Raw genomic sequence first — 25,448 nt, 5'->3', positions numbered from 1 at the left:
TCCAAATTTAGTGCATCACATTCCTTATTTACAGATTCTATCATAAGAGAGCAAACAGGTGAGTTCTCAGCACAAAATTTTAATAAGGTGTGGGCCCAAACTGGAGGAACAATTATATACAAAGAGTGCAGGTACAATCTTTATAAAAACCTTGATTGCAAAGCGTGTATAACTCTTACAGCACGGATTAATAGTAAAAATATGAAGGTTATTGACCAACCACAGATAAAGTGGCAATTAATCCCTGGCGGTACCAAGGAGATTTTGGGGTATACATGTCAAAAAGCTAGTACAAATTTTGCCGGAAGAGATTACGAAGCATGGTTTACAACAGAAATTCCCATTTCTGATGGGCCATATAAATTTGGAGGTTTACCTGGCCTAATTGTACAACTACACGACTCAGAATTCCAACATCGTTTCCAACTTATAGGGGTAATTAAACCTTCAACCCTAAAACCTATATATTTTAAAGAAAAAAAGAATTACATACAGGTATCAAATAAAGATTATATCAAAGCCTTAAATGCTCATTTAGCCTCTCTTTATAATAGATTTCAAACAGAGGACCAAATTACCTTTGATAATGATGCTAGCAAGGCAAATGCCTTAAATAATATTAAAGCTCAAAACAACTTTATTGAAAAATATTAAGAAAATATCGGCCCCTCAATACCACTTCGCCACATATGCAGAAGGTTTTGTAATCTGTTCAATGTTGCTGTTTTTCGTTAGTAATATTTCAGGACAGACCATAGTTGCAGGGCAAATATCCATTGCCGAAAAAAGTGATGTAAGTGGGATTAGTGTTTTAGCCCTATCATCGTTAAACTCGCAAGAAATTCTTACCTATTCAATAAGCGACAACTCAGGCCAATATAAGCTTTCATATACATCGTCTTCCGATTCGGTATTTATTGCCTTTAAATCGCTGAATTTTAAAGATACCATAGTCGGGTTATCGAATCAAAGCCAAAAGTTTGACATCAAGCTTCTGCCCGATGTTTTTGAAATAAAGGAAGTAAGCGTGAGAGGCAATCCTATTTCGGTTCGAGGCGATACTATTAACTATGTTGTTAATGCTTTTGCAAAAGCCGGCGACCGATCGGTTGGCGATGTAATTAGCCGCATGCCGGGATTTGAAGTTACCGAACTGGGGCAGATTTATTACCAGGGCAAACCCATTCAGAAATACTATATTGAGGGGATGGATTTACTGGAAAAACGTTATGCATTGGCCAACAAAAACCTTCCTCACAAATCGGTAAGTTCGGTGGAAGTACTGCAGAACCACCAGCCTGTGAAAATGCTGGAAGATAAAATTCCAACTGACGAAACGTCAATAAATATAAAATTAAAAAATGATGTGGCTATTACAGGCACCATGTATGCCGGGGCAGGATTTTCGCCTTTCCTGCACGATATAAACTTTACGCCAATGTTGTTTACAAAAAAACAGCAAATTATTACTACCTGGCAAAGTAACAATATCGGCCACGACTTAAATACTCAACACCAACCACTGGTATATAGCAATGGAGAGTTGCAAGGCTATAAAAACCGAAAACCAGAACTGCTTGGGATATTACAGATACAAAAACCTCAGATAGAAAAGGATCGCTACCTCAATAACAATGCAAACTTGTTATCCTATAATCATTTGCTAAAAACAAAAAACGGAACGGAACTAAAAATTAACAGTAGTTATTACCACGATAAGATAAAAGAAAAAGGACAAGTGGCAACTTCCTATTTTTTAGAAAATGAAACAATCGGGTTTACCGAGATTACCCAAAATAAATTCTACAATAAAAGCCTTAGTACCGATCTTACCCTTACCCAAAACGAAAAAAAAAGATACCTCACCAATAAATTCAGTTTTAATAAATTTTGGGATAGCGAAACCGGATTGATCCAAAATGAAGGAGACCTCATGCAATCTTCGGAAATCCCGCACTTTTCTCTTGCTAACGACTTTGATATCCTGCTACCGGTTAATCAGAATTTTATCCGCTTCTATTCATTTGTCGATTATAATAACTCTCCCCAACAATTATCGTTTTCGCCGGGAGTTTTTGAGGATATTTTAAACTACGGAGAACCTTATTTGCAAACCACACAGAAAGTTGTTGAGAGAAATCTCGTCAGCCATAATTTTCTTCAGTTTACCACAGGAACAAAACCCTGGATTTTTGAATCGGAACCGGGAATCAGGTACGAGAAACAGAAACTGGAAACATCAATAATCAACTATGGAACCATAATAACCACCGACAGTTTAAGAAACCATTTGGAATGGTCTTTTACAGAATTGTATTTATCAGAAACCCTTAGATATGAAAAAAACAGACTACGTTTAGCCTTGAACCTTCCCTTTTCTTATCAAAATTATAACATCAGGGACAAAAACTTTCAGTTAGAAAACAAGGTTAATAAGTTGTTTCTTTCTCCTAACGCAAGTTTAAAGTATGAACTGAGTGGATATTGGACTTTTCGTGCCGGCATCAAATACGACCAGCAAATGGGAGAGGTAGCTTCTTTAACTCAGGGGTACGTTTTTTCAAGTTACCGACAATTAAAAAAGGGAATCAATCAACTGGCTCAGAAAAACAGATTTCGGTATAATTTCGGTGCTGAATTCAAAAATCCGATTTCTGGATTTTTCTCGGTGCTAACCTACACAAACAGCACAACCTTAAACAACTTGCTACTAAAACAAAATGTAAACAATCAGGGATTACTGATTTACGATGCTATTGAAAAAGATAACAAATCTTACTTACAAAACTTATCGTTTTCAATTAACCAATACATACTAAACTGGCGGGCAACTATTGATTTTAAAGCCAACTACAATCGTAATAAAAAAGAATATTTGCTAAACGAGAAACCGGGATGGTTAACAAACAGTGTTTACACCTTTTATCCGGGAATAACTGTAAATCGCTGGAGAAAAGTGGATGTAGCTTACAGCTACCAGTTACATTTTATTAAGCAAAACTCTCAACAAGCCACAATCTCAATTACAAATCAGAAACATAAAGGCAACTTATTCTATACGCCTGAAAAAAGACACTTACTGGGCTTTTCTTTCGAATATTACACAATAAAACAGAGTGGTCAGGATAAGTCCAACAATCTTTTCGCGGATTTCTCTTATCACTTAAAACCTACAAAAGGTAAATTCAAATACAAACTGGAAGTGCTTAACATTTTTAATAATTCTGAAATTAAGCGCTATTACAATAGTGATATCTCTTTAACTAAAAATACTTATTCCATTCGCCCACGACAGTTTTTAGTTACCATTTCTATCGGATTATAAAACCGACCTTAAACTTTATTTGATATTTTAGCAGCTTGTTTGTAGGACTTTTGATATTAAAGTTGAATATTTTATTGAAATTCCTATACTCCGATAAATATTAAAAAGATGAACAGATCAGCAAAAGATTATTTTACACTGGTATTAAAAGGAATGGGAATGGGCGCTGCCGATGTGGTACCGGGCGTTTCCGGAGGAACAATTGCCTTTATCACGGGTATTTACGAAGAATTAATTAACTCGATAAAATCAATCAACTTAACCGCAATTAAACTTCTTCTCAGTTTTAAAATTGCCGAGTTCTGGAAAGCCATTAACGGAACTTTCCTTATCAGTGTTTTTATCGGAGTTGGAATCAGTGTTTTCTCGCTGGCAAAAGGATTGGAGTACCTACTTCACCACTATCCTATTTTAGTGTGGTCGTTCTTTTTCGGGCTGATTGTTGCATCGGCAATTTATGTGGCGCGCTCCATTAAACGGTGGAAAGCCGATACCATTATAGGCGGTTTGGCCGGAATTGTAATTGCGTACCTGATTACCGTTATTACACCTGCCGAAGCGAACACCAGCTATTGGTTTATTTTTCTGTCGGGAGCCATTGCCATTTGCGCCATGATTCTGCCCGGTATTTCAGGTAGTTTTATTTTGGTACTGCTGGGCATGTACAAATTTATTCTTTCGGCAGTTGGCGATATGAACATTGCGGTTATCCTCACTTTCCTTGTTGGCGCTGCAGTTGGAATTATTGCTTTTTCGAATGTGTTGTCGTGGCTATTAAAAAAATACCACAACACAACCATTGCAGTTCTGGCAGGTTTTATGGTGGGATCGCTAAACAAAGTATGGCCATGGAAAGAAGTTACAGAAACCATTATTGATCGTCATGGCGAATTAAAACCGATTGCAGAACGTAATATTTTACCCGGAACTTACGAGCAAATTACAGGTCACGAAGCCTGGTTATTGGGAGCAATTCTATTGGCAGTTGCCGGATTTGCACTCATTTTTGTTGTTGAAGGAATTGGAAAGAAACTAAAAAAGTAAGCAGTCTCAGTTTACAGTACTCAGTAAAAAATCAAAACATGAAAAGATACGGATTATTAGGCTACCCACTCACCCACTCATTCTCGAAACGCTATTTTACCGAACGTTTTGAAACGGACAAGATAGATTCAACTTATGACAATTTCGAAATCGATTCGATAACCAAATTCCCGGATGTGGTAAAAGACAATCCGGAAGTGATCGGATTTAACGTTACAATTCCATACAAAGAACAGGTAATTCCTTATTTGAATGAACTGAATGATTCGGCAAAAGAAATTGGTGCTGTTAATACCATTCGTGTAACACGAACTGAAAACGGTGTGCATTTAAAAGGCTTTAATACCGATACTTTTGGTTTTGAGTCTTCGTTGAAGCCGCTTTTAAAAGATCATCATAAAAAAGCACTGATTTTGGGAACAGGCGGTGCTTCGAAAGCATTAAAATATGTGCTCAATAAATTGGGTATCGAATATATTTCGGCTTCGATTGAAGAGTTGAAGGAAAATGAGATCCGTTACGAAGACATCGACGAGCAGTTAATAAGCGAGCGCCTCTTAATCATTAATGCGACACCACTAGGAACCTATCCAAAAGTTGAGACTTTCCCGAATATTCCTTACGAATTTATAACTGACAAACATTTGCTTTTTGATTTGGTTTACAATCCTGAAGTAACGCAGTTTATGGCCAAAGGACAAGTCAAAGGAGCCATTGTTAAAAACGGTTACGAAATGTTGCTGAATCAGGCTAAGAAGTCTTATGAAATCTGGAACTCGGAGGAGTAAGAAATCAGTAATCAGTCTCAGTATTCAGTTTTCAAGCGTTTATAAAACTCGAAACCAGCGACTCGTAACTCGCAACTAAAAATCATGGATAAAACAAAAGTACTTTTCGTATGTCTGGGAAATATTTGTCGCTCGCCAAGTGCGGAGGCAGTTTTTAACGGCGTTGTAAAAAAAGCAGGTTTAAGCAAGAACTTCGAAGTGGATTCTGCCGGTACTTCAGGATGGCATGCCGGAGAACCTGCCGACAAAAGGATGCAATCGCATGCCATACGTCGCGATTATAATTTAACATCACTTTCAAGGAAGTTTGATCCAAATTCCGATTTCGATTATTTCGATTACATCATCGGGATGGACGACAGCAACATGCAGAACTTAAAAAGTATGGCCCGCAGCGGCAGCGACCTGCAAAAGCTGCACAAAATGACAGATTTTAGCAAAGAGTGGAACTACGATGAAGTGCCTGATCCGTATTACGGTGGTGAAGAAGGTTTTGAGCTGGTCCTCGATCTGTTGGAAGATGCATGCGAGGGGCTGTTGGAAGATATTGAAACAAAAAGATCTGAGTAGAAATTCCACTAAGATCTTTTCATATATATGAAGTTTTTTTACTCGAAGTGGTAAAGGAAATTTACCAAACAATCGTAGGCCGGTTTGCGCTCGCCTTCAATATCAACCACAATTTTCACCTGAATTTTGGCAATTCCGCGCAGGTTTTTAATGTCGTTTAACGATACTGTTGCACGTATTTTATCGTTCACTTTTACCGGTTGCTGAAAACGCAAACTCTCGATACCGTAATTCACGATCATCTTTACATTTCGTACATCAACAACATTGTACCACAGGTAAGTTAACATCGACAACGATAAATAACCGTGTGCGATGGTTGTTTTAAACGGCGACTCCTTGGCTGCACGCTCCGGATCGGTGTGAATCCACTGGTAATCAAGCGTGGCATCTGCAAACTTATCGATCTGATCCTGAGTTATCTGTACATAATCTGAAACTCCTATAACCTGCCCCAAAAGGGCTTCAAACTCTTCGTAGTTGTTGATAATTCGTTTTTCCATTGAAAAAATAATTCTGGTAAATGATGTGCCAAGTTAATCCTTTTTCCGCAAGAATAGCAGCTTACAGCATGATGAATACCCCTATTTTATAAAGCTTTCATAAAGACTTACTGAATTTTAATACTTTATGTTCTATTTTTAAAAGGACTGTGAACTTATATTAAAGATTTCAGACTTACTCGTCCGGTTTTTATCAGAAAATAGTCACCTTTGCATTTCAATTTATCGCATGAGAAATCTTTTCCGAACAACAACATTCCTGGCAATTGTTGCCTGCCTTTTATGGTCGACCGCTTTTGCGGGAGTAAAAATAGGGCTGGAATATCATACTCCGTTCCAGTTTGCCGGCATTCGGTTTACCATTTCCGGAATACTTATGTTTTTGTACTTTGGGAAACCCAAACGCTATTTTTCAGAATTAAAACACAACCTGAAATTTATACTACTACTTTCTGTAGTGCAGATATTTGCACAATACGCACTGTTTTACAGCGGATTAAATTTACTTCCCGGTTCATTGTCGGCAATGATCGTTGGGTCGCAACCACTTTTTATAGCACTGGTAGCTCACTTCTCGTTTAATAACGACAAAATGACGCCGCTAAAAACATTTAGTATTTTAATTGGCGTTGCCGGAATTGCAATTATCACATTGGGGCGCACAAAAGTTGAGATGAGTGGCTACCTGGAATATATTGGCATTGCCATATTACTGGTTAACAATATTGTATCAGGTTATGCCAACGTGCTGGTTTCGAAACACTCAAAAGGAATTTCGCCGGTAGTATTAAGTTCCACTTCGCTGATTATTGGTGGTTTGATGCTGTCCGTTGTTTCTATTCCTGTTGAAGGCATTCACCTGGGACCATTTCCTCCTGAATACTGGTATGCTTTGGCCTGGCTCAGCTTTTTATCGGCAGCCGCCATTACTATCTGGTTTTCATTGCTTAAACGGCCGGGCGTAAAAGTTTCGTTACTGAATGTGTGGAAGTTTCTGATTCCCGTTTCCGGGGCCGCACTCAGCTGGATTTTATTGAGCAACGAAAAACCTGATTTCCCGTCAATTATCGGAATGATAGTTATTGCGATTTCCTTGATTAGCCTTAACTATGCTAACCGAAGAGAGCAAAAACTGGCCGCCCAAAAAGAACAGAAATAATTCTGCTTTAACAGATTCATTAAATTGTGCACAAAATCAATCTGTTTTACCCTAATCCCTAAAGGGAAGCAGATTGATTTTTAGAATTCACCCTTTAGGGGCGGGGTAAAAATCCTAAAAATCATATTGGAGAGTTATCTGCGAAAGCAGAATTACTCATCCAAAACCAGTAATTCAATTTTTCTAAAATCCGTGCTGTGGCCCTCCGCCTGAATGGAGATGGTGCCTTTTGTAAGCATCTTGTTTCCATCGGCCGGAAGAAGTTTTTCGTAAGTTGGATCGCGCGGATCAAGCTGTGGTTTTTCGTAACTTAATACTTCTAGTCCATCAACAAAATGACGGATTAAATCTCCACCATGCACTTCTGCTTCAACAGTCACCCACTTGTCATCGTATTGAGTTTCTGCGCTTGAATTAATCGTATGCGGCTCTATCAATTCTCCATTCATCACTACGTTTGTTCCCGGAGTACAAAGATTCATAGTAGGACGCTCGCCTTGTCCGGTAACGCCGCCTAACAACTGCACTTCTATTGATGTTGGAAATGCCTGATCCAATTCCATAGATTCTGCGGTTTGGCCATGAATCATCAAACCGTTATTTCGAAATGCCCAGTTCGGCGCATTTTTTAATTGTGGCCCCACAAACCGATACTCCACCCGCAAACGGTAGTGCGAAAATTCATCCTTGTAAAACAAGTGCCCGAATTCGCCATTCCACTCGTCCCAATTGTCGTACGACACGCGAAGAATACCATCTTCAACCCGGAACGTATTTTTGTAATTGACACCTAACTCGTAGCCTGTAAACTTTGGGGTCCAGTCGTCTAAATCTTTTCCATTAAACAATTGAATCCATTCTTCTCCGGATTTTTCTGTTAATTGTTGGGTTTTGGGTTTTGAATTGCACGCCGATAAAACCAAAGCGCACGCCAGAAGGGCAATTCCAAAGAATCTATAAGTTGTTGTCATTACTGAAATTTTAATTGATTTAGTTATAAAGTAAAGATAAAACAATATTGAAAAGAACAAAAATTAACCACCTGGTTAAACTAATTGGTTATTTTCTTGGATAATTGAATTCAACGCTCTAATTTTGACCAACTGGTTAAACTAATTAGTTAATTCAAATTCATGACAGCCATAAATAAAGACAATACCGAAGAAAAGATCCTGTCCGCTGCCCGCAATGTGTTTATCCATAAAGGTATGGACGGCGCCCGCATGCAGGAAATCGCCGACGAAGCCGGGATCAACAAAGCATTGCTTCATTACTATTTCCGGTCGAAACAGAAACTGTTCGAAGCCATTTTCAAAAGTGTTTTTGGAAAGATTATGCCCAATGTAATGCTCATGGTAAATTCCGACAAACCAATTGAGGATAAGCTTGGCGCCTTTATCGAAAACTACATCGATATTTTAACGATAAACCCTTTTCTACCAACATTCATTTTAAAAGAAATCCATCGCGATCCTGAATTTCTTGCCGGAATGATTAAAGAAAGTGGGATTAATCCACAGCAAATCATAACCATGTTTAAGCAGGAAATGGACAGCGGAAAGATCAGAAAAATGGATCCGCGCGACCTCATCATTAATATCATAAGCCTGAGCGTTTTCCCAATTGCCGGAAAACCACTTCTCTCGGAAATGTTTTTCGAGAAGGACAAAGCGAACTACGACGAATTTATTCTAAAAAGAAAAGTAACTATCAAGGAATTTATCCTTCACTCAATCCTAATAAAATGAGAAAGATTCTAATTCTATTGCTATTTCCGTTTCAGTTAGCGGTTGCCCAAAACAGCATACAATTGGATAGTTGTTATGTGTGGGCGCGACAAAACTATCCCAATCTGAAACAGTCGGAATTGTGGAAAGAGATCAATTCGCTTTCCATACAAAACCACGAAACCAATTATTTGCCTCAGGTGTCATTAAACGGGCAAGCCACTTATCAATCGGCTGTAACCGAGGTGCCGGTTTCGATGCCGGGAGTTACCATACCAACCGTATCGAAAGATCGTTACAACGCTTATGCCGAGTTGCAGCAAACCATTTGGGATGGTGGAATTACCAAAGTCAACAAAACACTGGAAACGGCCATTTTGAACAGCAATCTCAGTCAACTTGAAGTTGAACTTTACAAACTGAATGAGCAGGTTGCACAGGCCTTTTTTACAGCTCTGGTTGTCGATCAGCAAAAAGAAGTAATTCTAGCGCAGGTAAAAACAATTGAAGAACAGTTGAGCCGTGTAGAATCGGGTATAAGAAATGGCGTTACCGAACCTTCGGCAGCTTTGGTGTTAAAAGCCGAGCGAATCAACCTCGAGCAAAATATTGTTGAGTTGGATGCGGCAAAAAGTGCATCGCGTCAAATGCTCGAATTGCTTACCGGAAAACAGTTTGATGAAAAGGAAACATTTACCTATCAAACAAACTTTTCTTTCAATTCGGAATTGCTACGTCCTGAATTACAATTACTGGGCGTTCAACGAGAGCAATTGGCCGTTCAAAGCGATTTGCTTTCGAAAACAAGAAACCCAAAGCTTTTTGGATTTGGACAGCTGGGTTATGGCAAACCGGGATTAAACATGCTACTCGACGAATTTAAAGGCTACTACCTTTTTGGTGTGAGCGTTTCGTGGAATGCCTTCGACTGGAAACAAACTTCGCGACAAAGACAAGTTTTGCAACTTCAGCAAGAAATGCTTCAAAGCCAGGAAGCCACATTTATACAAAACCTCAACCTGTTGCTCATTCAACAAAAAGAACAAATCGGGAAGCTGGAACAATTAATTACGAACGACGAAAACCTGGTTGAACTGCGTGCCGGGATTACCAAAGCAGCCGCCTCAAAATTGGAAAACGAAACCATTACAACTTCCGACTATGTTCAGGAATTACAAGCAGAAACAGTAGCAAAACTTAAACAAGAAGTGCACAAGATTCAGCTCAACGAAGCCCGCGAGAAATACGTCCTGATAAAAGGAAAAACAATAACGGGCACATCAACACAGAACTAAATAAACGCATGAAAAACAAGATTACCATGAAAAAGATACTTTACATTATTTCGCTGCCATTACTTTTTATCGCCTGCCAATCGGATAACGATGCGGCCGACGCGTATGGCAATTTCGAGGCGGAAACCGTTATTGTTTCAGCAGAAACTCCGGGCAAGATCCTTGAACTAAATGTTGACAAAGGAGACAAGATTGATGCCGGTTATCCTACAGCTCTTATCGACACGGTTCAACTCCATTTGCAACTGTTGCAACTTGATGCTCAACAAACTGCCGTCGTGGCCAAACGTCAGTCGATTCAGTCGCAAATTGCTGTGTTCGAAGAGCAAAAAGCAAATCTGAAGATCAACGAAGAACGCATAAAAAAGATGCTGAAAGACGGAGCTGCCACACAAAAACAACTTGACGATATTCAGGGGCAGATTAGTGTAATCGACAAACAGATTGCCAATACCAAAACACAATTCACACTCGTCAGCAAAGAGCAGGAAGTTTTGGAGGCGCAAAAAGCTTCGGTTGCCGATCAGTTAAGCCGCTGTACTATAAAATCACCGGTTTCAGGAACCATTCTTGAAACATACGCTGAGCAAGGAGAATTAACTACTGCCGGAAAAGCGCTTTTCAAAATTGCAGATATCAGCGAACTGGAACTTAAAGTTTATGTAAGCGGTGCTCAACTTCCACATGTAAAAATCGGTCAGCAGCTCGATGTTTTGGTCGATCAGAATGCTGCCGAAAATCAACATTTCACAGGAACCATTACCTGGATTTCATCGGAAGCGGAGTTTACACCTAAAATCATCCAAACCAAAGAAGAACGTGTAAAGCTGGTTTACGCTGTTAAAGTAACAGTAAAAAACGATGGAACATTAAAAATCGGAATGCCCGGGGAAGTTCGTTGGAACTAATCAATGTCAAGTATTTCATGATCGAGATTAACAACATAACAAAGTCGTACAAGGAAACCATGGCACTTTCGGGTATCAACCTGCATGTGAATGAAGGAGAACTTTTTGGATTGATCGGTCCTGACGGAGCAGGGAAATCAACTTTGATCCGCATTCTTATGACGCTGCTTTTACCCGATTCTGGTGAAGCAAAATTAGATAATCTGGATGTGGTTGAAAATTACAAGAAGATCCGCAAAATGGTCGGCTATATGCCGGGGCGTTTTTCATTGTATCAGGATCTTAGCGTGGAAGAAAACCTGAACTTTTTTGCGACTGTTTTTGGCACCACGGTTCAGGAGAATTACGATTTGATTCGTGACATTTTTTACCAGATCGAGCCCTTTAAAAGCCGCCGTGCAGGGAAACTGTCGGGTGGGATGAAACAAAAACTGGCGCTTTCGTGTGCACTAATCCATAAACCCAAAATATTGGTACTCGACGAACCAACAACCGGAGTAGATGCTGTTTCGCGAAAAGAGTTTTGGGAGATGCTAAAAAACCTTCAGCAAAAAGGAATTACCATTTTGGTGTCGACACCTTATATGGACGAAGCCGATCTTTGCGACAGGGTAGCATTAATCCAAAACGGACAGATACTGGATGTGGATTCTCCAAAACAGATAACCGAAAAATTTCCACGAAAGATCATTCAGGTAGGCGCCCGAAATATGTATCAACTGATCAACGATTTACGTGCTTACGATAAAGCCGAAGCCGTTTATGCTTTTGGACAGTACGCCCATTTTACGGGACTGAATGATGAAGTGGAAACGAACGAGCTCGATAATTATCTTCAAAACCTGGGGCATGAAAAAATACTTGTAGAAGAAATTCCTGCCGGTATTGAAGATGTATTTATGAACTTAATGGAGCAGTAAGAAGTCGCAGTTGACAGTCTCAGCTTTCAGTAAAAATAAAATAAACAGTATGGATTTTAAAAGTTTAATAGTATATCAAAAAAGTTCTCGGAAGTACCCCGATTCTTTAACTGTAACTGAGACTGAATACTGAGACTGCAAACTATCTAATATGGAAAGAGAAACAATCATTTCAGCAAGAAACCTGGTCAAAAACTTTGGTCATTTTACGGCAAACGACAACCTGTCGTTTGAGGTAAGAAAGGGTGAAATTTTTGGATTTCTGGGAGCTAACGGAGCAGGTAAAACTACAGCTATTCGTATACTTTGCGGACTGTCATCACCAACATCGGGCGAGGTGGAAGTTGCAGGTTTTGATATTTATCGTGAAACCGAAAAAATAAAAAAGAACATCGGTTATATGAGCCAAAAGTTTTCGCTTTATGAAGACCTGACCATTTTGGAGAACATTAAGTTGTATGCAGGAATTTATGGAATCAGCAGAAAGCAGCGCAAAGAAAAAGAATCGGAATTGCTAAAAAAACTGGAGCTGGAAAATGTAAAAAACAAGCTCATTGGGGATTTACCGCTGGGATGGAAACAAAAGCTGGCTTTTTCGGTGGCTATTTTTCACGATCCGAAAATTGTATTCCTCGATGAACCAACAGGAGGTGTTGACCCGGTTACACGACGTAAATTCTGGGACCTAATTTACGAAGCAGCCCACAACGGTATCACCGTTTTTGTGACTACTCATTACATGGATGAAGCTGAATATTGCGACCGCGTATCGATAATGAATGCCGGTAGAATTGAGGCACTCGACACGCCGGCAAAACTGAAAGAAAAATACAATGCAACAAACATGGACGAAGTGTTTTTGAAGATAGCGAGATGAAAGCCACAGAACAATGTCATTTCGACGAGCCTGCGAGGAGAAATCTGTAACCAATGAAATAGATTTCTCAGTCATTCTTCCTTCGAAATTACAACTGGTAATTAATAAAAAATGAAACAACTAAGATCATTCATAAAAAAAGAATTCTTCCACATTTTTCGTGATGCGCGGACGATGCTGATTCTATTTGGTATACCGGTCGTGCAACTGCTGGTTTTCGGAACGGTGATTAAAAGCGAGATCAAAGATGTGCATATTGCCATTTATGACCAGTCAAAAGATGAAACCACACAGGAAATAACTAATAAATTGCTGTCATCGGGCTATTTCCTGTTAGATGAAAACCTTGACAACCTCGACGATATCGATGCCATTTTCCGGAAAGGCAAAGTGCGCGAGGTGATTGTTTTTGAAAACAACTTCGGGCAAACTCTCGGAAAAGAAGGCATTGCAAAAATGCAGCTGATAGCCGATGCTTCCGATCCGAACATTGCTAAGCTGGCTATATCCTACACAACTGCCATCGTAAACGACTACATCCGAAAACTGTATCCCGAAATGCAGTTACCCATGCAAATTACTCCTGAAGTACGTATGTACTTTAACGAAGAAATGAAAAGTGCTTACATGTTTGTTCCGGGAGTGATGGCACTGATTCTAATGCTCATTTCAGCCATGATGACTTCCATTTCCATAACCCGCGAAAAAGAATTGGGAACAATGGAAATTCTTTTGGTTTCACCACTTCGCCCCGTTCAAATTATTGTTGGCAAAGTACTTCCCTATCTTTTATTGTCAATCGCCAATGCTTTTATCATTGTGCTGATCGGGCATTTTGTGTTTGGCGTACCGGTGAGCGGCAGTTTCATTTTGCTCATGCTGGAAACCATTCTTTTCATCATGATGGCACTTTGCCTGGGAATTCTGATATCGACGGCGGCAAAAAACCAAATGGCAGCCATGTTTATCTCAATGATCGGATTAATGCTGCCCACCATTTTATTATCAGGTTTTATTTTTCCTATCGAAAATATGCCAGTGGTGCTGCAATATTTCAGTCACATAATGCCCGCCCGATACTTCATAACGATTGTAAGAACTATCATGCTCAAGGGAACCGGTATCTTTTTTATCTGGAAAGAGACAGCAGTTTTGATTGGCATGACATTGTTTTTTATTGCGGTAAGTGTGAAGAAGTTTAAGATTAGATTAGAATAGCTGATAGCCATTAGCTTATAGCCGCGAGCAAATGAAATAAGAATTAATACATATAAATATTAACCTTAATAACAAAAAAGATGAAGAACTTCAAAAAGTTAAAAGTATGGCAGAAAGGAATTGAACTGGTGGTTGACATCTACAAAAGCACCAACACATTTCCTAAAGAAGAATTGTATGGTTTGACGAGCCAGATAAAACGTTCAGCAATCTCTGTTCCTTCAAATATTGCAGAAGGATCTGGGAGAGGCTCCGATAAAGATTTTAATCGATTTTTAGACATCGCATTAGGTTCATCATTTGAGTTAGAAACACAGCTAACAATTGCAAAAAGATTGAATTTTATTTCTGATAAAGATTTTTCAGAAATTATAAATAGTCTGGATGAAGAACAACGAATGATCACCGGACTTCAAAAGAATTTAAAACAAAGCTAATAGCTCGGGGCTAGAAGCCAGAAGCTCACTATGAAAACAATACTATACCTACTGCAAAAAGAATTCCGCCAAATATTTCGGAACAAGACCATCCTGCCGATGATCTTTGTTGTGCCGATCATGCAAATGCTGATTTTAGTATTTGCGGCCACTTACGATATGAAACGTATCGATTTGGTTGTGGTCGACCACGATATGTCCGAAAACTCGCGGCAGCTGATCGCCAAATTTGATGGAATTCCGTTTTTTCATGTGCATCATTTAGAGCAATCAGAAAAGCTGGCCGAAGACAAATTATTGAACGATGAAGCAGATGCTATTCTTGTTTTCCCGGTTAATTTTGAACGTAACCTTATTCGTGACGACGAGACAAAAGTGCAACTTTTGATAAATGCCATCGAAAGCAACTCGGCACAACTGATTTATGCTTATTCCGCAAACATCATCAGCGATTTTAACAAAGACATAATTGCCGAATGGAAAGGAATTCCGGAATTTACACCCCCTACAAAAGTTGAAATTACAGAGAATTACTGGTACAATCCCGAGCTTGATTACAAATGGTTTATGGCGCCCGGTATTTTGGCGATTCTTGTTACCATTATCGGAATGTTTATGTCGGGGATGAACCTGGTGCGCGAAAAAGAAATCGGCACCATCGAGCAACTGAACGTAACACCGCTAAAAAAATACCAGTTTATCATTGGTAAACTTATTCCGTTTTGGATAATTGGTCTGTTTGACCTGGCTTTTGGTTTAACCATCGCCTGGCTGGTTTTCGACCTCCCAATTGTTGGCAGTTTGTTCACCCTGTTTTTTATGGCTGGCATATACCTCATCGGGGTGCTTGGTCTCGGACTGTTTATTTCAACTTTAGCTGATACACAACAGCAGGTAATGTTTGTCAGCTTTTTCTTTATGATGATTTTTGTATTGATGGGAGGCATTTTCACTCCGGTAGAAAGTATGCCCAACTGGGCACAAACCATCGACCGGCTCAACCCGATCTACTATTTTATGCGGGTAATGCGTATGGTCGTTTTAAAAGGCTCCAACATTACCGACCTTTTACAAGAACTCGTTTCCCTGTCGATTTTAGGCATTACATTCTTAAGCCTTGCTATTTGGCGTTACCGGAAAACGGCATAACTTACAGCGGTTAACCTTTTTATACCGAACTCGTTTATCTGTAAGCAGTCTGATGGTAGTGTCAATAGTTCAAAGCGAAAAGAATGAGTGAAGATTTTAGTCTGGAAATAAAAGAACGTGAATATTTTGAAGAGGGCATTTTTCGTGTGCTCGACAAACTACATTCCGATTCTGCCAGATTTATTGTTCATACCAATCGACAGCATTACTACATTCACGAAGTTCGCACCAATGTTAAAAAGATACGCGGATTGTTGCGTTTGCTTCGTCACGAAATCGGGGAAGACAGCTACAATGAAATGAACGGCCATTATCGTGATCTTGCATTGGAAGTTGCTCCTTTGCGCGACGATACTTCGCAAATTGAACTTCTACAGGAAATAAAAGTAAAACTACGTAATCCGGCAGTTACAAAAGCGCTCGATAAAATTATTTCCCAACACCGGCGAAACAGGAAAAAAGCATTTGACCATTTTAAGGAGACAGGGCATGCCGAAGATATAAAGCAAATGATACTGAGTCTTCAGCAATTGATACACAGCCTGAATTTTACAGGCGATCCGGAATTTTTTATTCTCAAAAGTCTGCAACATATTTATAAACGTGCGCGAGGTGCATTTGAAACTACTGAATTTTTGAATGACGACGAAATTTACCATTACTGGCGGAAGCAGGTAAAATACCTGACCTACCATTTAATGCTACTCAACAAAGCCTGGCCAAATTCCATTCGGGTCTACCTTAGCGATTTGAGTTTATTGGGAAGCACCCTTGGAAATTTGCACGACCTGGATTTATTTCACGAGGCGATTAAATACAATAGCATTTCAATTACCGATAAAGATTCGCGCAAAAAGCTGATGCGTTATTTGTATAACCGTCGATCGGTTTTAAGAAAACGTGTTCAGGCGCTTGGCGAACAATGTTTTGCAGAAAGCAGCGACGCTTTTGCCCTGCGCATTTTCAAAAACTGGGAAAATTCGGTGATGCATAAAAATCATCTCAAGCTTTTTAGAAGCCGCAAAACAAAGAATGACATTCAATGCAATTGTGACGACGATTAAACTTCAGTTTTATTCGCCATTTCCAACAACTTCAAGGTAGTTTTCCAATTGCGAGTAGTTGCAGTCACTTTCAGTTGACTTTCAAAAAAGTTATTGTTGAGTTTGGTTTTTCCATAACCGTGCGGACAATACAAATAAACTGCACATTCGGAAACCTCAAATTCCTCTTCGGCTTTTACATACGAGTTGATTTTTTCGTTATTCACATTTTTCGGAGTTTCCTTCAAGAAAGTAACATGCAGGAACTGAACTTCTTTACTTTCGTCGCCAACAAAAGGATTGTTTTTAACAATTGTCTCCAACTGCACGGAATCCAAAACTAAAACCGGTACATCAAATCCAAAGTCATCCAGAATTTGTTTGTTTATCAGTTCTGCTAAATCTTCGCTACTCATCTCTTGATATTTAAAAACCACATTCCCGCTTTGAATATAGGTCTGTACCTGTTCGAATCCAAGACTGGAAAAAGAGGATTTCAGCGCATCCATCTTTATTTTGTTTTTCCCGCTAACATTTATTCCGCGCAAAATGGCTACATACGTTTTCATACTTTCATAACATCAGGTGCTAAACATAGTTTTTATGTTTCTTCTTTTTACCAAAAACTAATTTTCTTCAACAGAAAGAACAAAGGTTGAAATGTAAGCGTTAAATTTGAAGCGAAAGCAAAACAGACATGACAGCACCAACAGATCACAAACTGATTTACTACATAAAAAAATGGGTAAAAAACATTTCTGAAGACGATGAGAAGTTGATTCTTTCCGCTTTCGAACCGATTACAGTAAAAAAGAAAAAAGACCTGTTGGAACCCGACGAAACCTGTAAATACATTTATTTCGTGATTAAAGGTTGTTTGCGCTCGTATTACGTTGATGCCAAAGGAATCGAACATATCTACCAGATTCGATTAGACAACAGCTGGATAAGCGACCTGGAAAGTTTCTTTTCGCAACGCCCCTCGAAATATTACCTCGAAACCTTGGAAGATTCGCAACTGCTACGCGTTTCATACGAACGGCTGGAGCAACTTTATGACGAAGTACCAAAACTGGAACGTTACTTTCGAATACTTTTCCAAAAGGCATACATTAATGCATTGGAGCGGTTAAATGCTACAATGTGGGAATCGGCAGTTGACCGGTATAACGACATGCTAAAAGAACATGGCGATATTTTCCAACGCGTGCCTTTGGTTTACATCGCCTCATATCTTGGAATTACGCCCGAAAGTCTGAGCCGGATACGTAAGAAACACTAAATCAACACTGAATACATCTCGAATAATTCAAACTTTAAAATTATTTCTCCTATACAACTTTTAGGATTTTTACCCCATCCCTAAAGGGAGAAATCCTAAAAATCAATCGAGCTCCCTTTAGGGATTCAGGCTTAAACATATTGATTTTAAAGGACTTTCAACAAATCCACCAATATTAAACTAACCTAGATCAATTTCATTTCTTAACATAGGTCAAGTGTGCGAGGCATGCCTGTGCCCTACTTTTGTATCGTACAATTAAAACAAATGACGATGCGAAAAATAGATCCAAAAAAATTATCAGTTCAGGAGCGAGTCGAAAAGCTAAACGACATGATCCTTGGAGGACACATTTTAGAAGCATTCGAAAAGTTTTATGCCGATGATGTCGTTCGAAAAGAAAACGACGAAGCAGTTGTAGGAAAAAATGCCTGTCGTTTACAGGAAGAAAACCTGGTTACCGGCATAACAGCGTTCAGAAAAGCCAATGTAAAAAATGTAATTATTGGCGAGAAAGTTTCGGTGGTGGAATGGGAATTTGATTTCTGCCACGAAGAATGGGGCGACCGTAAATACACCCACATTGCAGTGCAGCAGTGGAATTGCGACGGACAAATTATTAACGAATTAATTTATAACAACAATAAAAATTTAGAACAATGAAAAAATTAGGATTAGTAGCAGTGCTTGTATTAGCAGCGAGTGTAGCAACATTTGCACAGAAAAAAGAAGTAAAACAAGAAGCGTCGGTTGTAAAATGGACCGGTAAAAAAATTGGCGGTTCTCACCATGGCGAGATCGATGTAAAAAGCGGGTATTTCGAATTCAAAAACGACAAAATCGTTGGTGGCGAAGTAGTAATCGACATGAGCTCCATCGTTAATAAAGACCTTGATAACGAAGAGTACAACCAAAAACTGGTGGGTCACTTAAAATCAGATGATTTTTTTGGCATTGAAAAATACCCGACATCAAAATTTGTGGTTACCAAAGCAACAAAATTTGAAAATGGTAAAGCCAGCGTAACCGGAAAACTGACCATCAAAGAAAACACCGAGGAAGTTACTTTCGATGTGGTAAAAAACGGAAACACTTACAACGCAGAAGTTGAAGTTGACCGATCGAAATTTGATGTACGTTACGGATCAAACTCGTTCTTCGATAACCTGGGAGACAAAGCGATTAACGACATTTTTACGCTCGATATCTCTCTTGCACTTTAATGCGCAAGAACAATGTGAGGCATTTATCGGTTTTGAGATAACAGCCGACGGGCCCGAAAACAATTGCTAATACACGAAAACATGGAACGGAAACAATTTTTAAAAACAGTAATGGCAGCAGTGCCTCTAACAGTTGCAGGTATGAAACTCAACGCATTAAATAAAATAACAGAATCGTTGGAGAATACTCCAAAAATGCCGGTGCTTTTTCTTGGGCACGGAAGTCCGATGAATGCAATCACTGAGAACGAATTTGTTCAGGGATTCAGAAAAGTTTCTTCCGAAATTGAAAAGCCAAAAGCAATTGTAGTAGTGTCGGCACACTGGGAAACACAGGGAACAAGAGTTACCGCGATGGAACAACCATCAACCATTCATGATTTTGGTGGTTTCCCACAGGAACTTTACGAGGTGCAATATCCCGCACCGGGAATGCCACAATTGGCACAGGAAGTAAAAGACATGGTTCAGAATACTCCAGTTCATCTCGATGATAAGTGGGGCCTCGATCACGGTGCCTGGTCGGTAATCCGACACATGTACCCTGAGGCCGATGTTCCGGTGATACAGTTGAGCCTTGATTACCGAAAAACACCGCAGGAACATTATGCACTGGCGCAAGAGCTGAATAAACTACGCGAAAAAGGAATTTTGATCGTGGGCAGTGGTAACAATGTGCACAATTTACGGATGGTACACTGGGGTAAACTCAACGAAAACTTCGGTTTTGATTGGGCCAATGAAGCCAACGAAAAAATGAAGGAATTGATACTGGCCGGCAATCACCAGGATTTGATCAATTATTCAAAACTAGGCAGGGCTTTCCAGTTGTCGATACCAACACCGGAGCACTATTTGCCTTTGCTTTATGCACTGGCATTGCAGGACAAAAAAGATGAAATTAGTATTTTTAATGATGAACCGGTTGGAGGATCATTAGCAATGACTTCCGTAAAAATCGGATAAAACGTTGCACGCAGATTGCGCAGATTTTCGCAGAATTTGAATTTCTAAAATCAACGAAATCTGCGAGAAACAAAAAGGAATAATTTAAGTATAAACAATTAAAATTTTAATAAGATGAAAATAGGAGTAACAGGAGCAACAGGTCAATTAGGACAATTAGTTGTTGAACAATTGAAACAAAAAACAGCAGCAGAAAATATAGTAGCACTAGTGCGCACACCCGAAAAAGCTGCAGGACTTGGCGTTGAAGCACGCGCTTTCGACTACGAAAAACCGGAAGGACTGGCCGGAGCATTAGAAGGTATCGATCGTTTATTATTGATTTCGGGAAGCGAGATCGGTAAACGCGAACAACAACACAAAAATGTTATTGAAGCTGCGAAAGAAGCCGATATCAGCTGGATCGTTTACACCAGTTTATTGCATGCCGATACTTCATCGTTAAGTTTGGCTGGCGAACACCTGGCTACAGAAGCATTATTGAAAAACTCGGGCATTGAGCATACAATTTTGCGTAACGGTTGGTATACTGAAAACTATACCGGATCGATTGAAGGAGCACTTGGAGCAGGAGCATTTGTTGGTAGTGCAGGTGATGGAAAAATCTCATCGGCAACACGTGCCGACTTTGCAGAAGCAGCTGCAGTGGTGTTGACAAACGATGAATATAAAGGCAAACAATTTGAGTTGGCCGGCGACGAAAGTTATACATTAACCGACCTTGCTGCAGAGATATCGAAACAAACAGGAAAGGATATTCCATACAATAACCTTCCGGAAGGCGAGTACGCTAAAATTTTGAAAAGCGTTGGTTTGCCGGATATGTTTGCTGATGCAATTGCCGGATGGGATACAGGAGCGTCAAAGGATGATCTTTTTGATGACTCAAAACAACTTTCAAAATTGATTGGAAGACCAACAACGCCATTGGCTGATGCAGTAAAAGCCGTATTATAATTCGATCAAAATAGCATTTAATAAAAGCTGTTTGCAAATTCCGAAAAGGAAGTATGCAGGCAGCTTTTTTTATTACAACTCAATATTCAGGAACACGGCAGGAGTAAACGAAATCGCATCGGAATAAACACCAAGCACACTAACTTCGTCGATGGTGCTAATCCTGATATTTGAGTATTTAATATTTTCGGTATTTAAAATATTAAGTACTGAAATTCCGGCTTCGGCCTTAACTTTCCCCGGTCTGAATTTATAAACCAAAGCCGCATCCAGCCTGCTGTAAGCTTTATCAAAATTTAAGTCGTTATCAACCACAAAATCGTAACGTTCAAAGCCGGAGCCGTAAACGTAATTGGCCGACAGGTAAAACGATCGATAATTATAAACTCCGGCAAATTTCAACTCGTGTTTTTGCTGGTGAGGCGCGGGCTGCCAGGTGCTTAGCCGAAAATAAGGAAATCGCTCTTCGGTATTACTCAAGGTGTACGAAATCCAGGCCATGTTCCGCTTGTACTCCTTTTTTACAAAAACATCGAGCCCTTTACTTCTCGCCTTTCCCTGATAAAAACCCTGACGAACAAGGAAATTGCCATCCACATAGCGACTCAATCCATCGGTTGTTTTATAAAAAGCCTCGGCACTTGCTGTGAATCCATTTTTGTTATAGGATAATCCGGCCACAAAATGTTCGGCACTTAAAACAGGAATTTGCTCATCATCGGAATTTGACCAAAATTCGGTGTAATTATTTGTACTGTCGAGAACCGTTGTTTTCGATAAGAACTGGTTATACAGCCCCCATGAAGCATTTATTTTCATGTCGTCGAAAACAGAAAACGATGCCGATACTCGTGGCTCAAAATACCATTTACCGGGTTTGGTGTTATAAATAACCCGCACACCGGTTTTTAATTCCAGCAACTCACCAAGCGGATATTCGTCCTGCAAATAGGAATAAATGCGGGGCGACTGATTGTTAATGTCAATCTCCTGATCGCCTTCGGAAAAACGCGACAATTCAACCTTGTTATTAATTGCACCGGTACCAACCAGCAAGCGATGCCCCTCGCGAAAATTTAAAGTATGTTCTGCATTAAAACTCAGTTCATCCACGGTGTTTTCCGAATCTAAATCAGTTAAAATTCTGACATCCCCGTTTTGAGTACTTTCCAGCTGGCCTTTTTGATATAACTGACGCTCGAAAGCCGAATAAGCGAAAGTCAGATTCGTTGCATCTCCATTGTTCCACGGATAATTTAACTGCGCCGATCCGCCCAGCTGATTGTTCTTTTCCTGCTCTTCACGCGTCCATAAAAACCTGGTCAAACGAGCATCCGTATCATAGCTAAAGTCATCTCCTCCACCATATAAACTCAGCGAAATCCGGCTTCCGTCGTCACCTTTAAACGTATATTTCAGGTTGGCATCGCGAAAAACAAAATCGGGCTTCACATCTGTAAGGCGTTTGGTTGAAAAACCACCTCCATGAGAATTTCCGTAGCCTGATCCTGATGTCGGAATTTCTTCGCTTGAGACGATACTTATTCGTGTTGGATCGTACAACTGGTGGTAGGTTTGACGGTAGGCAGCCAGTAACGATGATTTTTTTGAAAGCGGCAGTTGCACCATCGAATTTACTGTAATCGAGTTAATGCTAAAGGTAAATGTAGGTTTTAACAGGGTTCCGTCTTTGCCCTGAATATCCACAATTCCACCAACTCGGTCGCCGTAGCGGGCTTCGTAACCACCTTTCATTACTTCAATATTTTTTACCACCAACGGATTTACGACGGCAATGTTATCGTTAAAATTCTTCAGTCCGAAAACCGTAAATCCATCAAATTGAATTTTGCTGTGGCTTTCGTACGCACCCCAAATAAGCAAGTCGTTGGATTGCTCGCCCGATGCCATAACTCCGGGCATTAAACGCAAAAGGTTAAACACCGAGTTATCGCCAAAGCCGGGCAGAATGGGCGCAATTTGGTGGTTAATTTTCATTCGGCCGGCATTGTAGCCAATAAGCGTTGATTTTTCGATGGGATTACTGTAAATCTGCACTTCTTCGATACGTTCAATTTGCGGATAAAGCAAAAAATTACGACTGAGACTTTGAGTTACAACCGTATCGTAAACAAAATAACCGAGGTGCGAAATCTGCAGATTATAGGAAGTATCGGCAGAGGCTATAAAATTGAAATGTCCCTGAATATCGGATTGTACCGGCCGGCGGTTAATAAGAATGTATGAATACGGAAGCGGCTCAAAAGTGTTGGCTTCCAACACCTGCCCTGAAATTTGTGTGAGCCCCGGTTTGTGTTCCCGTTTTGGAATAATGAGCAAAACATCGCCCGAGCGTTCAATTTCAAGCGGAAAATCTTTGATAAGATAACGCAGCGCTTCTTCATCGCTGCTGAACGTTTTGTTGTTGGCACTCACTAAAAAGCCGGAGAGTAAATCGCTGTCGTAAGCAAACTGAAAGCCATACTTTTCCTTTAAATCGATTAAAACCTGATTTAACGGGGTTTTGCGTGTGTTGATTTCTATTTTTTCCTGGTTTTGTGCCGCCAACTGCATTACGGTCAACAGCATTACTAAAACCACGACGGTTAACTTGTTCATTAACTTTCGTCTGTCACGATGTAAACATTATTCGATTGTTTTTCAAACTTCAGATTCATTGGTTTGCAAACAAAATCCAACACATCTTCAACGCTGTGCTGTTTCGAAAAATTACTTCCAAAGTTACGATTATTTAATTGCGGATCGAGTTTTATAGTTACGGCGTACTGGCGTTCAATTTCGTCAATCACCTCTTTTAACGGACGTCCGGTGAAATAGAAATAATTTTGTTTCCAGCTTATCGCTTTTTCCGGTTCAAACATTTTGGTAACCACCAGTTTTCCTTCTTCCAGTTCAACATGATTTTGCGGCAGCAGAATTACTTTTTCGTCGTTTGGCGATGTTACCTGCACTTTGCCCGTGAGGCAGGTTACGCGATAATTTTCTTCGCGGGCGTAAATATTAAACGATGTTCCGAGCACCTGTGTAGTTCCATTATCAGACTGAACAGTAAAAGTTGATCCTTTTTCCACATTAAAGAAACCTTCTCCTTCGAATTCCAGTTTACGTTGCCATTTCCATTTTAACGGATGATAAACCAGTTTTGATGCTGCGTTTAAATCTACACTCGATCCGTCGGGTAATTCGGCTACCAGGTGTTCACCCGGTAAACATTCAATGGTTTTTTGCCAGTACGAAGTGACTGCCCCGAATCCTAAGATTAACAGAACTACCGCAGCCGCTGCCCACTGAACCCATTCGTGTCGGAAAGAGACCACTTTAGCCGGTTTTTCGTCTAACTTGTTTTGAAGCTCATTCCAAACATCAGCCTCCGACTTCTCCCAGTTTATCTTTCCTTTTCCGAAAAGATCTTTTTCGAAATCGTTTAACGGATCGCTATGTCTATTTTTATCATTCATTTGTTTTTAAACTAGTTCGTAAAAAGTGAAGCGCGAGTTTCATTCTCTTTTCTACGGCTTTTACACTTACCCCAACCATTTCGGCAATTTCGCTGTAGGTGAGTTGATCAACGCGGCTCATCAGGAAAACGGTTCGTTGTTTTTCGGGCATTTTTTGCAGTGCGTGACTGTAATTTTCCTTCAATTGCTCGAAAACCAAATCCTCTTCCGGCGTGCGCGATTTCTCCTCCGGTTCATAATTTTTAAAGAATTCAAAAGAACGTTTTTCTTTTCGGTAGTACGACACAAACAGGTTGTTGGCAATTTTAAAAAGCAGGCCTTTCACCCTCGCGTCGTCAATTTTATTTTGCTTCTCCCAAATCTTCAGAAATGTTTCCTGCGCAATATCAGTAGCCAGTTCGGTATCTCCCGAACGATAGAACATATAGTTACGAACCTGGTTAAAATGTTCATCAAAGAGCTTTTTGAAATCTTCTTTTGTCAAAACGCAGCAACAATGATTAGAAAGTTAAAGTTACAGCAATTTGCGGGATTGAGAAATACCGGGAGACCATGAAATACATCCCGGTATTATCTCC

At 39.8% G+C, this 25,448-nt stretch carries 26 protein-coding genes; 20 read left to right on the top strand and 6 right to left on the bottom strand.

What is annotated here, in order from left to right:
• The 5 genes from QZ576_RS16900 to QZ576_RS16880 all read left to right on the top strand — a co-directional run.
• A partial coding sequence (locus QZ576_RS16900) for a GLPGLI family protein (RefSeq protein WP_297099149.1) occupies positions 1 to 654 on the top strand: 654 nt, incomplete at its 5' end.
• Positions 641 to 3,325 (top strand): hypothetical protein, encoded by a 2,685-nt coding sequence (locus QZ576_RS16895; protein ID WP_297099147.1) that lies wholly within the window; start codon positions 641 to 643, stop codon positions 3,323 to 3,325. The genes QZ576_RS16900 and QZ576_RS16895, both read left to right, overlap by 14 nt.
• 108 nt (positions 3,326 to 3,433) lie before the next feature.
• A complete protein-coding gene (locus QZ576_RS16890) occupies positions 3,434 to 4,369 on the top strand; it encodes a DUF368 domain-containing protein (protein WP_297099145.1) in 936 nt (311 codons plus the stop codon).
• 38 nt (positions 4,370 to 4,407) lie between these two features.
• Positions 4,408 to 5,157, top strand: coding sequence for a shikimate dehydrogenase (locus QZ576_RS16885; protein ID WP_297099143.1), 750 nt, complete (start codon positions 4,408 to 4,410; stop codon positions 5,155 to 5,157).
• An 84-nt stretch (positions 5,158 to 5,241) separates the two neighbouring features.
• Positions 5,242 to 5,727: a low molecular weight protein-tyrosine-phosphatase gene (locus tag QZ576_RS16880; RefSeq protein WP_297099140.1), complete on the top strand. Its 486-nt coding sequence runs from the start codon at positions 5,242 to 5,244 to the stop codon at positions 5,725 to 5,727.
• A gap of 38 nt (positions 5,728 to 5,765) precedes the next feature.
• Here the strand turns inward: QZ576_RS16880 and QZ576_RS16875 are convergent, their stop codons facing one another.
• Positions 5,766 to 6,230: a MaoC family dehydratase gene (locus QZ576_RS16875; protein ID WP_297099138.1), complete on the bottom strand. Its 465-nt coding sequence runs from the start codon at positions 6,228 to 6,230 to the stop codon at positions 5,766 to 5,768.
• Positions 6,231 to 6,459: 229 nt separating this feature from the next.
• Here QZ576_RS16875 and QZ576_RS16870 point away from each other — a divergent pair, with 229 nt between their 5' ends.
• Complete coding sequence (locus tag QZ576_RS16870) at positions 6,460 to 7,389, top strand: DMT family transporter (protein WP_297099136.1); 930 nt, start codon at positions 6,460 to 6,462, stop codon at positions 7,387 to 7,389.
• A 152-nt stretch (positions 7,390 to 7,541) separates the two neighbouring features.
• Here the strand turns inward: QZ576_RS16870 and QZ576_RS16865 are convergent, their stop codons facing one another.
• Positions 7,542 to 8,360 carry a DUF1080 domain-containing protein gene (locus QZ576_RS16865; protein ID WP_297099133.1) on the bottom strand — a complete coding sequence of 273 codons (819 nt, stop codon included), beginning with the start codon at positions 8,358 to 8,360 and terminating at the stop codon, positions 7,542 to 7,544.
• A gap of 162 nt (positions 8,361 to 8,522) precedes the next feature.
• On the opposite strand from QZ576_RS16865, the gene QZ576_RS16860 reads away from it, so the two are divergent.
• The 9 genes from QZ576_RS16860 to QZ576_RS16820 all read left to right on the top strand — a co-directional run bounded on the left by QZ576_RS16860 (position 8,523) and on the right by QZ576_RS16820 (position 16,984).
• Positions 8,523 to 9,137, top strand: a complete 615-nt coding sequence (locus tag QZ576_RS16860; RefSeq protein WP_297099131.1) for a TetR/AcrR family transcriptional regulator — start codon at positions 8,523 to 8,525, stop codon at positions 9,135 to 9,137.
• The gene (locus tag QZ576_RS16855; RefSeq protein WP_297099129.1) at positions 9,134 to 10,411 is read left to right on the top strand and encodes a TolC family protein; all 1,278 of its coding nucleotides are present in this window, start codon (positions 9,134 to 9,136) and stop codon (positions 10,409 to 10,411) included. Before QZ576_RS16860 ends, QZ576_RS16855 begins: the two co-directional genes overlap by 4 nt.
• 26 nt (positions 10,412 to 10,437) lie before the next feature.
• On the top strand, positions 10,438 to 11,319 hold the full coding sequence (locus QZ576_RS16850) for an HlyD family efflux transporter periplasmic adaptor subunit (RefSeq protein ID WP_297099127.1): 882 nt from the start codon (positions 10,438 to 10,440) through the stop codon (positions 11,317 to 11,319).
• 17 nt (positions 11,320 to 11,336) lie between these two features.
• Positions 11,337 to 12,239, top strand: coding sequence for an ABC transporter ATP-binding protein (locus QZ576_RS16845; protein ID WP_297099125.1), 903 nt, complete (start codon positions 11,337 to 11,339; stop codon positions 12,237 to 12,239).
• A gap of 151 nt (positions 12,240 to 12,390) precedes the next feature.
• A complete protein-coding gene (locus tag QZ576_RS16840; protein ID WP_297099123.1) occupies positions 12,391 to 13,116 on the top strand; it encodes an ABC transporter ATP-binding protein in 726 nt (241 codons plus the stop codon).
• 111 nt (positions 13,117 to 13,227) lie between these two features.
• Positions 13,228 to 14,334, top strand: a complete 1,107-nt coding sequence (locus QZ576_RS16835) for an ABC transporter permease (RefSeq protein ID WP_297099121.1) — start codon at positions 13,228 to 13,230, stop codon at positions 14,332 to 14,334.
• An 80-nt stretch (positions 14,335 to 14,414) separates the two neighbouring features.
• Positions 14,415 to 14,771, top strand: coding sequence for a four helix bundle protein (locus tag QZ576_RS16830; RefSeq protein ID WP_297099119.1), 357 nt, complete (start codon positions 14,415 to 14,417; stop codon positions 14,769 to 14,771).
• Between the two features lie 30 nt (positions 14,772 to 14,801).
• Positions 14,802 to 15,920 (top strand): ABC transporter permease, encoded by a 1,119-nt coding sequence (locus QZ576_RS16825; protein WP_297099118.1) that lies wholly within the window; start codon positions 14,802 to 14,804, stop codon positions 15,918 to 15,920.
• A gap of 83 nt (positions 15,921 to 16,003) precedes the next feature.
• Positions 16,004 to 16,984 carry a CHAD domain-containing protein gene (locus QZ576_RS16820; RefSeq protein ID WP_297099116.1) on the top strand — a complete coding sequence of 327 codons (981 nt, stop codon included), beginning with the start codon at positions 16,004 to 16,006 and terminating at the stop codon, positions 16,982 to 16,984.
• On the opposite strand, the gene QZ576_RS16815 is transcribed toward QZ576_RS16820, so the two are convergent.
• Entirely contained in the window at positions 16,981 to 17,532 is a 552-nt protein-coding gene (locus QZ576_RS16815; RefSeq protein ID WP_297099114.1) for a DUF1697 domain-containing protein, read from the bottom strand. The genes QZ576_RS16820 and QZ576_RS16815 overlap by 4 nt on opposite strands.
• A gap of 128 nt (positions 17,533 to 17,660) precedes the next feature.
• On the opposite strand from QZ576_RS16815, the gene QZ576_RS16810 reads away from it, so the two are divergent.
• From QZ576_RS16810 to QZ576_RS16790, 5 genes are all read left to right on the top strand, one after another.
• Positions 17,661 to 18,245, top strand: a complete 585-nt coding sequence (locus QZ576_RS16810; protein WP_297099112.1) for a Crp/Fnr family transcriptional regulator — start codon at positions 17,661 to 17,663, stop codon at positions 18,243 to 18,245.
• Between the two features lie 273 nt (positions 18,246 to 18,518).
• A complete protein-coding gene (locus QZ576_RS16805; protein ID WP_297099110.1) occupies positions 18,519 to 18,908 on the top strand; it encodes a hypothetical protein in 390 nt (129 codons plus the stop codon).
• Complete coding sequence (locus tag QZ576_RS16800) at positions 18,905 to 19,468, top strand: YceI family protein (RefSeq protein WP_297099108.1); 564 nt, start codon at positions 18,905 to 18,907, stop codon at positions 19,466 to 19,468. Before QZ576_RS16805 ends, QZ576_RS16800 begins: the two co-directional genes overlap by 4 nt.
• 81 nt (positions 19,469 to 19,549) lie before the next feature.
• On the top strand, positions 19,550 to 20,434 hold the full coding sequence (ygiD, locus tag QZ576_RS16795; RefSeq protein ID WP_297099090.1) for a 4,5-DOPA dioxygenase extradiol: 885 nt from the start codon (positions 19,550 to 19,552) through the stop codon (positions 20,432 to 20,434).
• A 114-nt stretch (positions 20,435 to 20,548) separates the two neighbouring features.
• Entirely contained in the window at positions 20,549 to 21,391 is an 843-nt protein-coding gene (locus QZ576_RS16790; protein ID WP_297099088.1) for an SDR family oxidoreductase, read from the top strand.
• Between the two features lie 72 nt (positions 21,392 to 21,463).
• Here the strand turns inward: QZ576_RS16790 and QZ576_RS16785 are convergent, their stop codons facing one another.
• From QZ576_RS16785 to QZ576_RS16775, 3 genes are read right to left on the bottom strand one after another with little or no spacing between them, the layout of a single operon-like run.
• A complete protein-coding gene (locus QZ576_RS16785) occupies positions 21,464 to 24,010 on the bottom strand; it encodes a TonB-dependent receptor (RefSeq protein WP_297099086.1) in 2,547 nt (848 codons plus the stop codon).
• Entirely contained in the window at positions 24,010 to 24,870 is an 861-nt protein-coding gene (locus QZ576_RS16780) for a FecR family protein (protein WP_297099083.1), read from the bottom strand. Before QZ576_RS16780 ends, QZ576_RS16785 begins: the two co-directional genes overlap by 1 nt.
• The gene (locus QZ576_RS16775; RefSeq protein ID WP_297099081.1) at positions 24,863 to 25,354 is read right to left on the bottom strand and encodes a sigma-70 family RNA polymerase sigma factor; all 492 of its coding nucleotides are present in this window, start codon (positions 25,352 to 25,354) and stop codon (positions 24,863 to 24,865) included. Before QZ576_RS16775 ends, QZ576_RS16780 begins: the two co-directional genes overlap by 8 nt.
• Positions 25,355 to 25,448 lie beyond the last annotated feature (94 nt).

Origin of the sequence: uncultured Draconibacterium sp., from assembly GCF_913060805.1 — a bacterium.
Lineage (GTDB): Bacteria > Bacteroidota > Bacteroidia > Bacteroidales > Prolixibacteraceae > Draconibacterium.
This window is presented reverse-complemented; position numbering and strand designations above follow the sequence as displayed.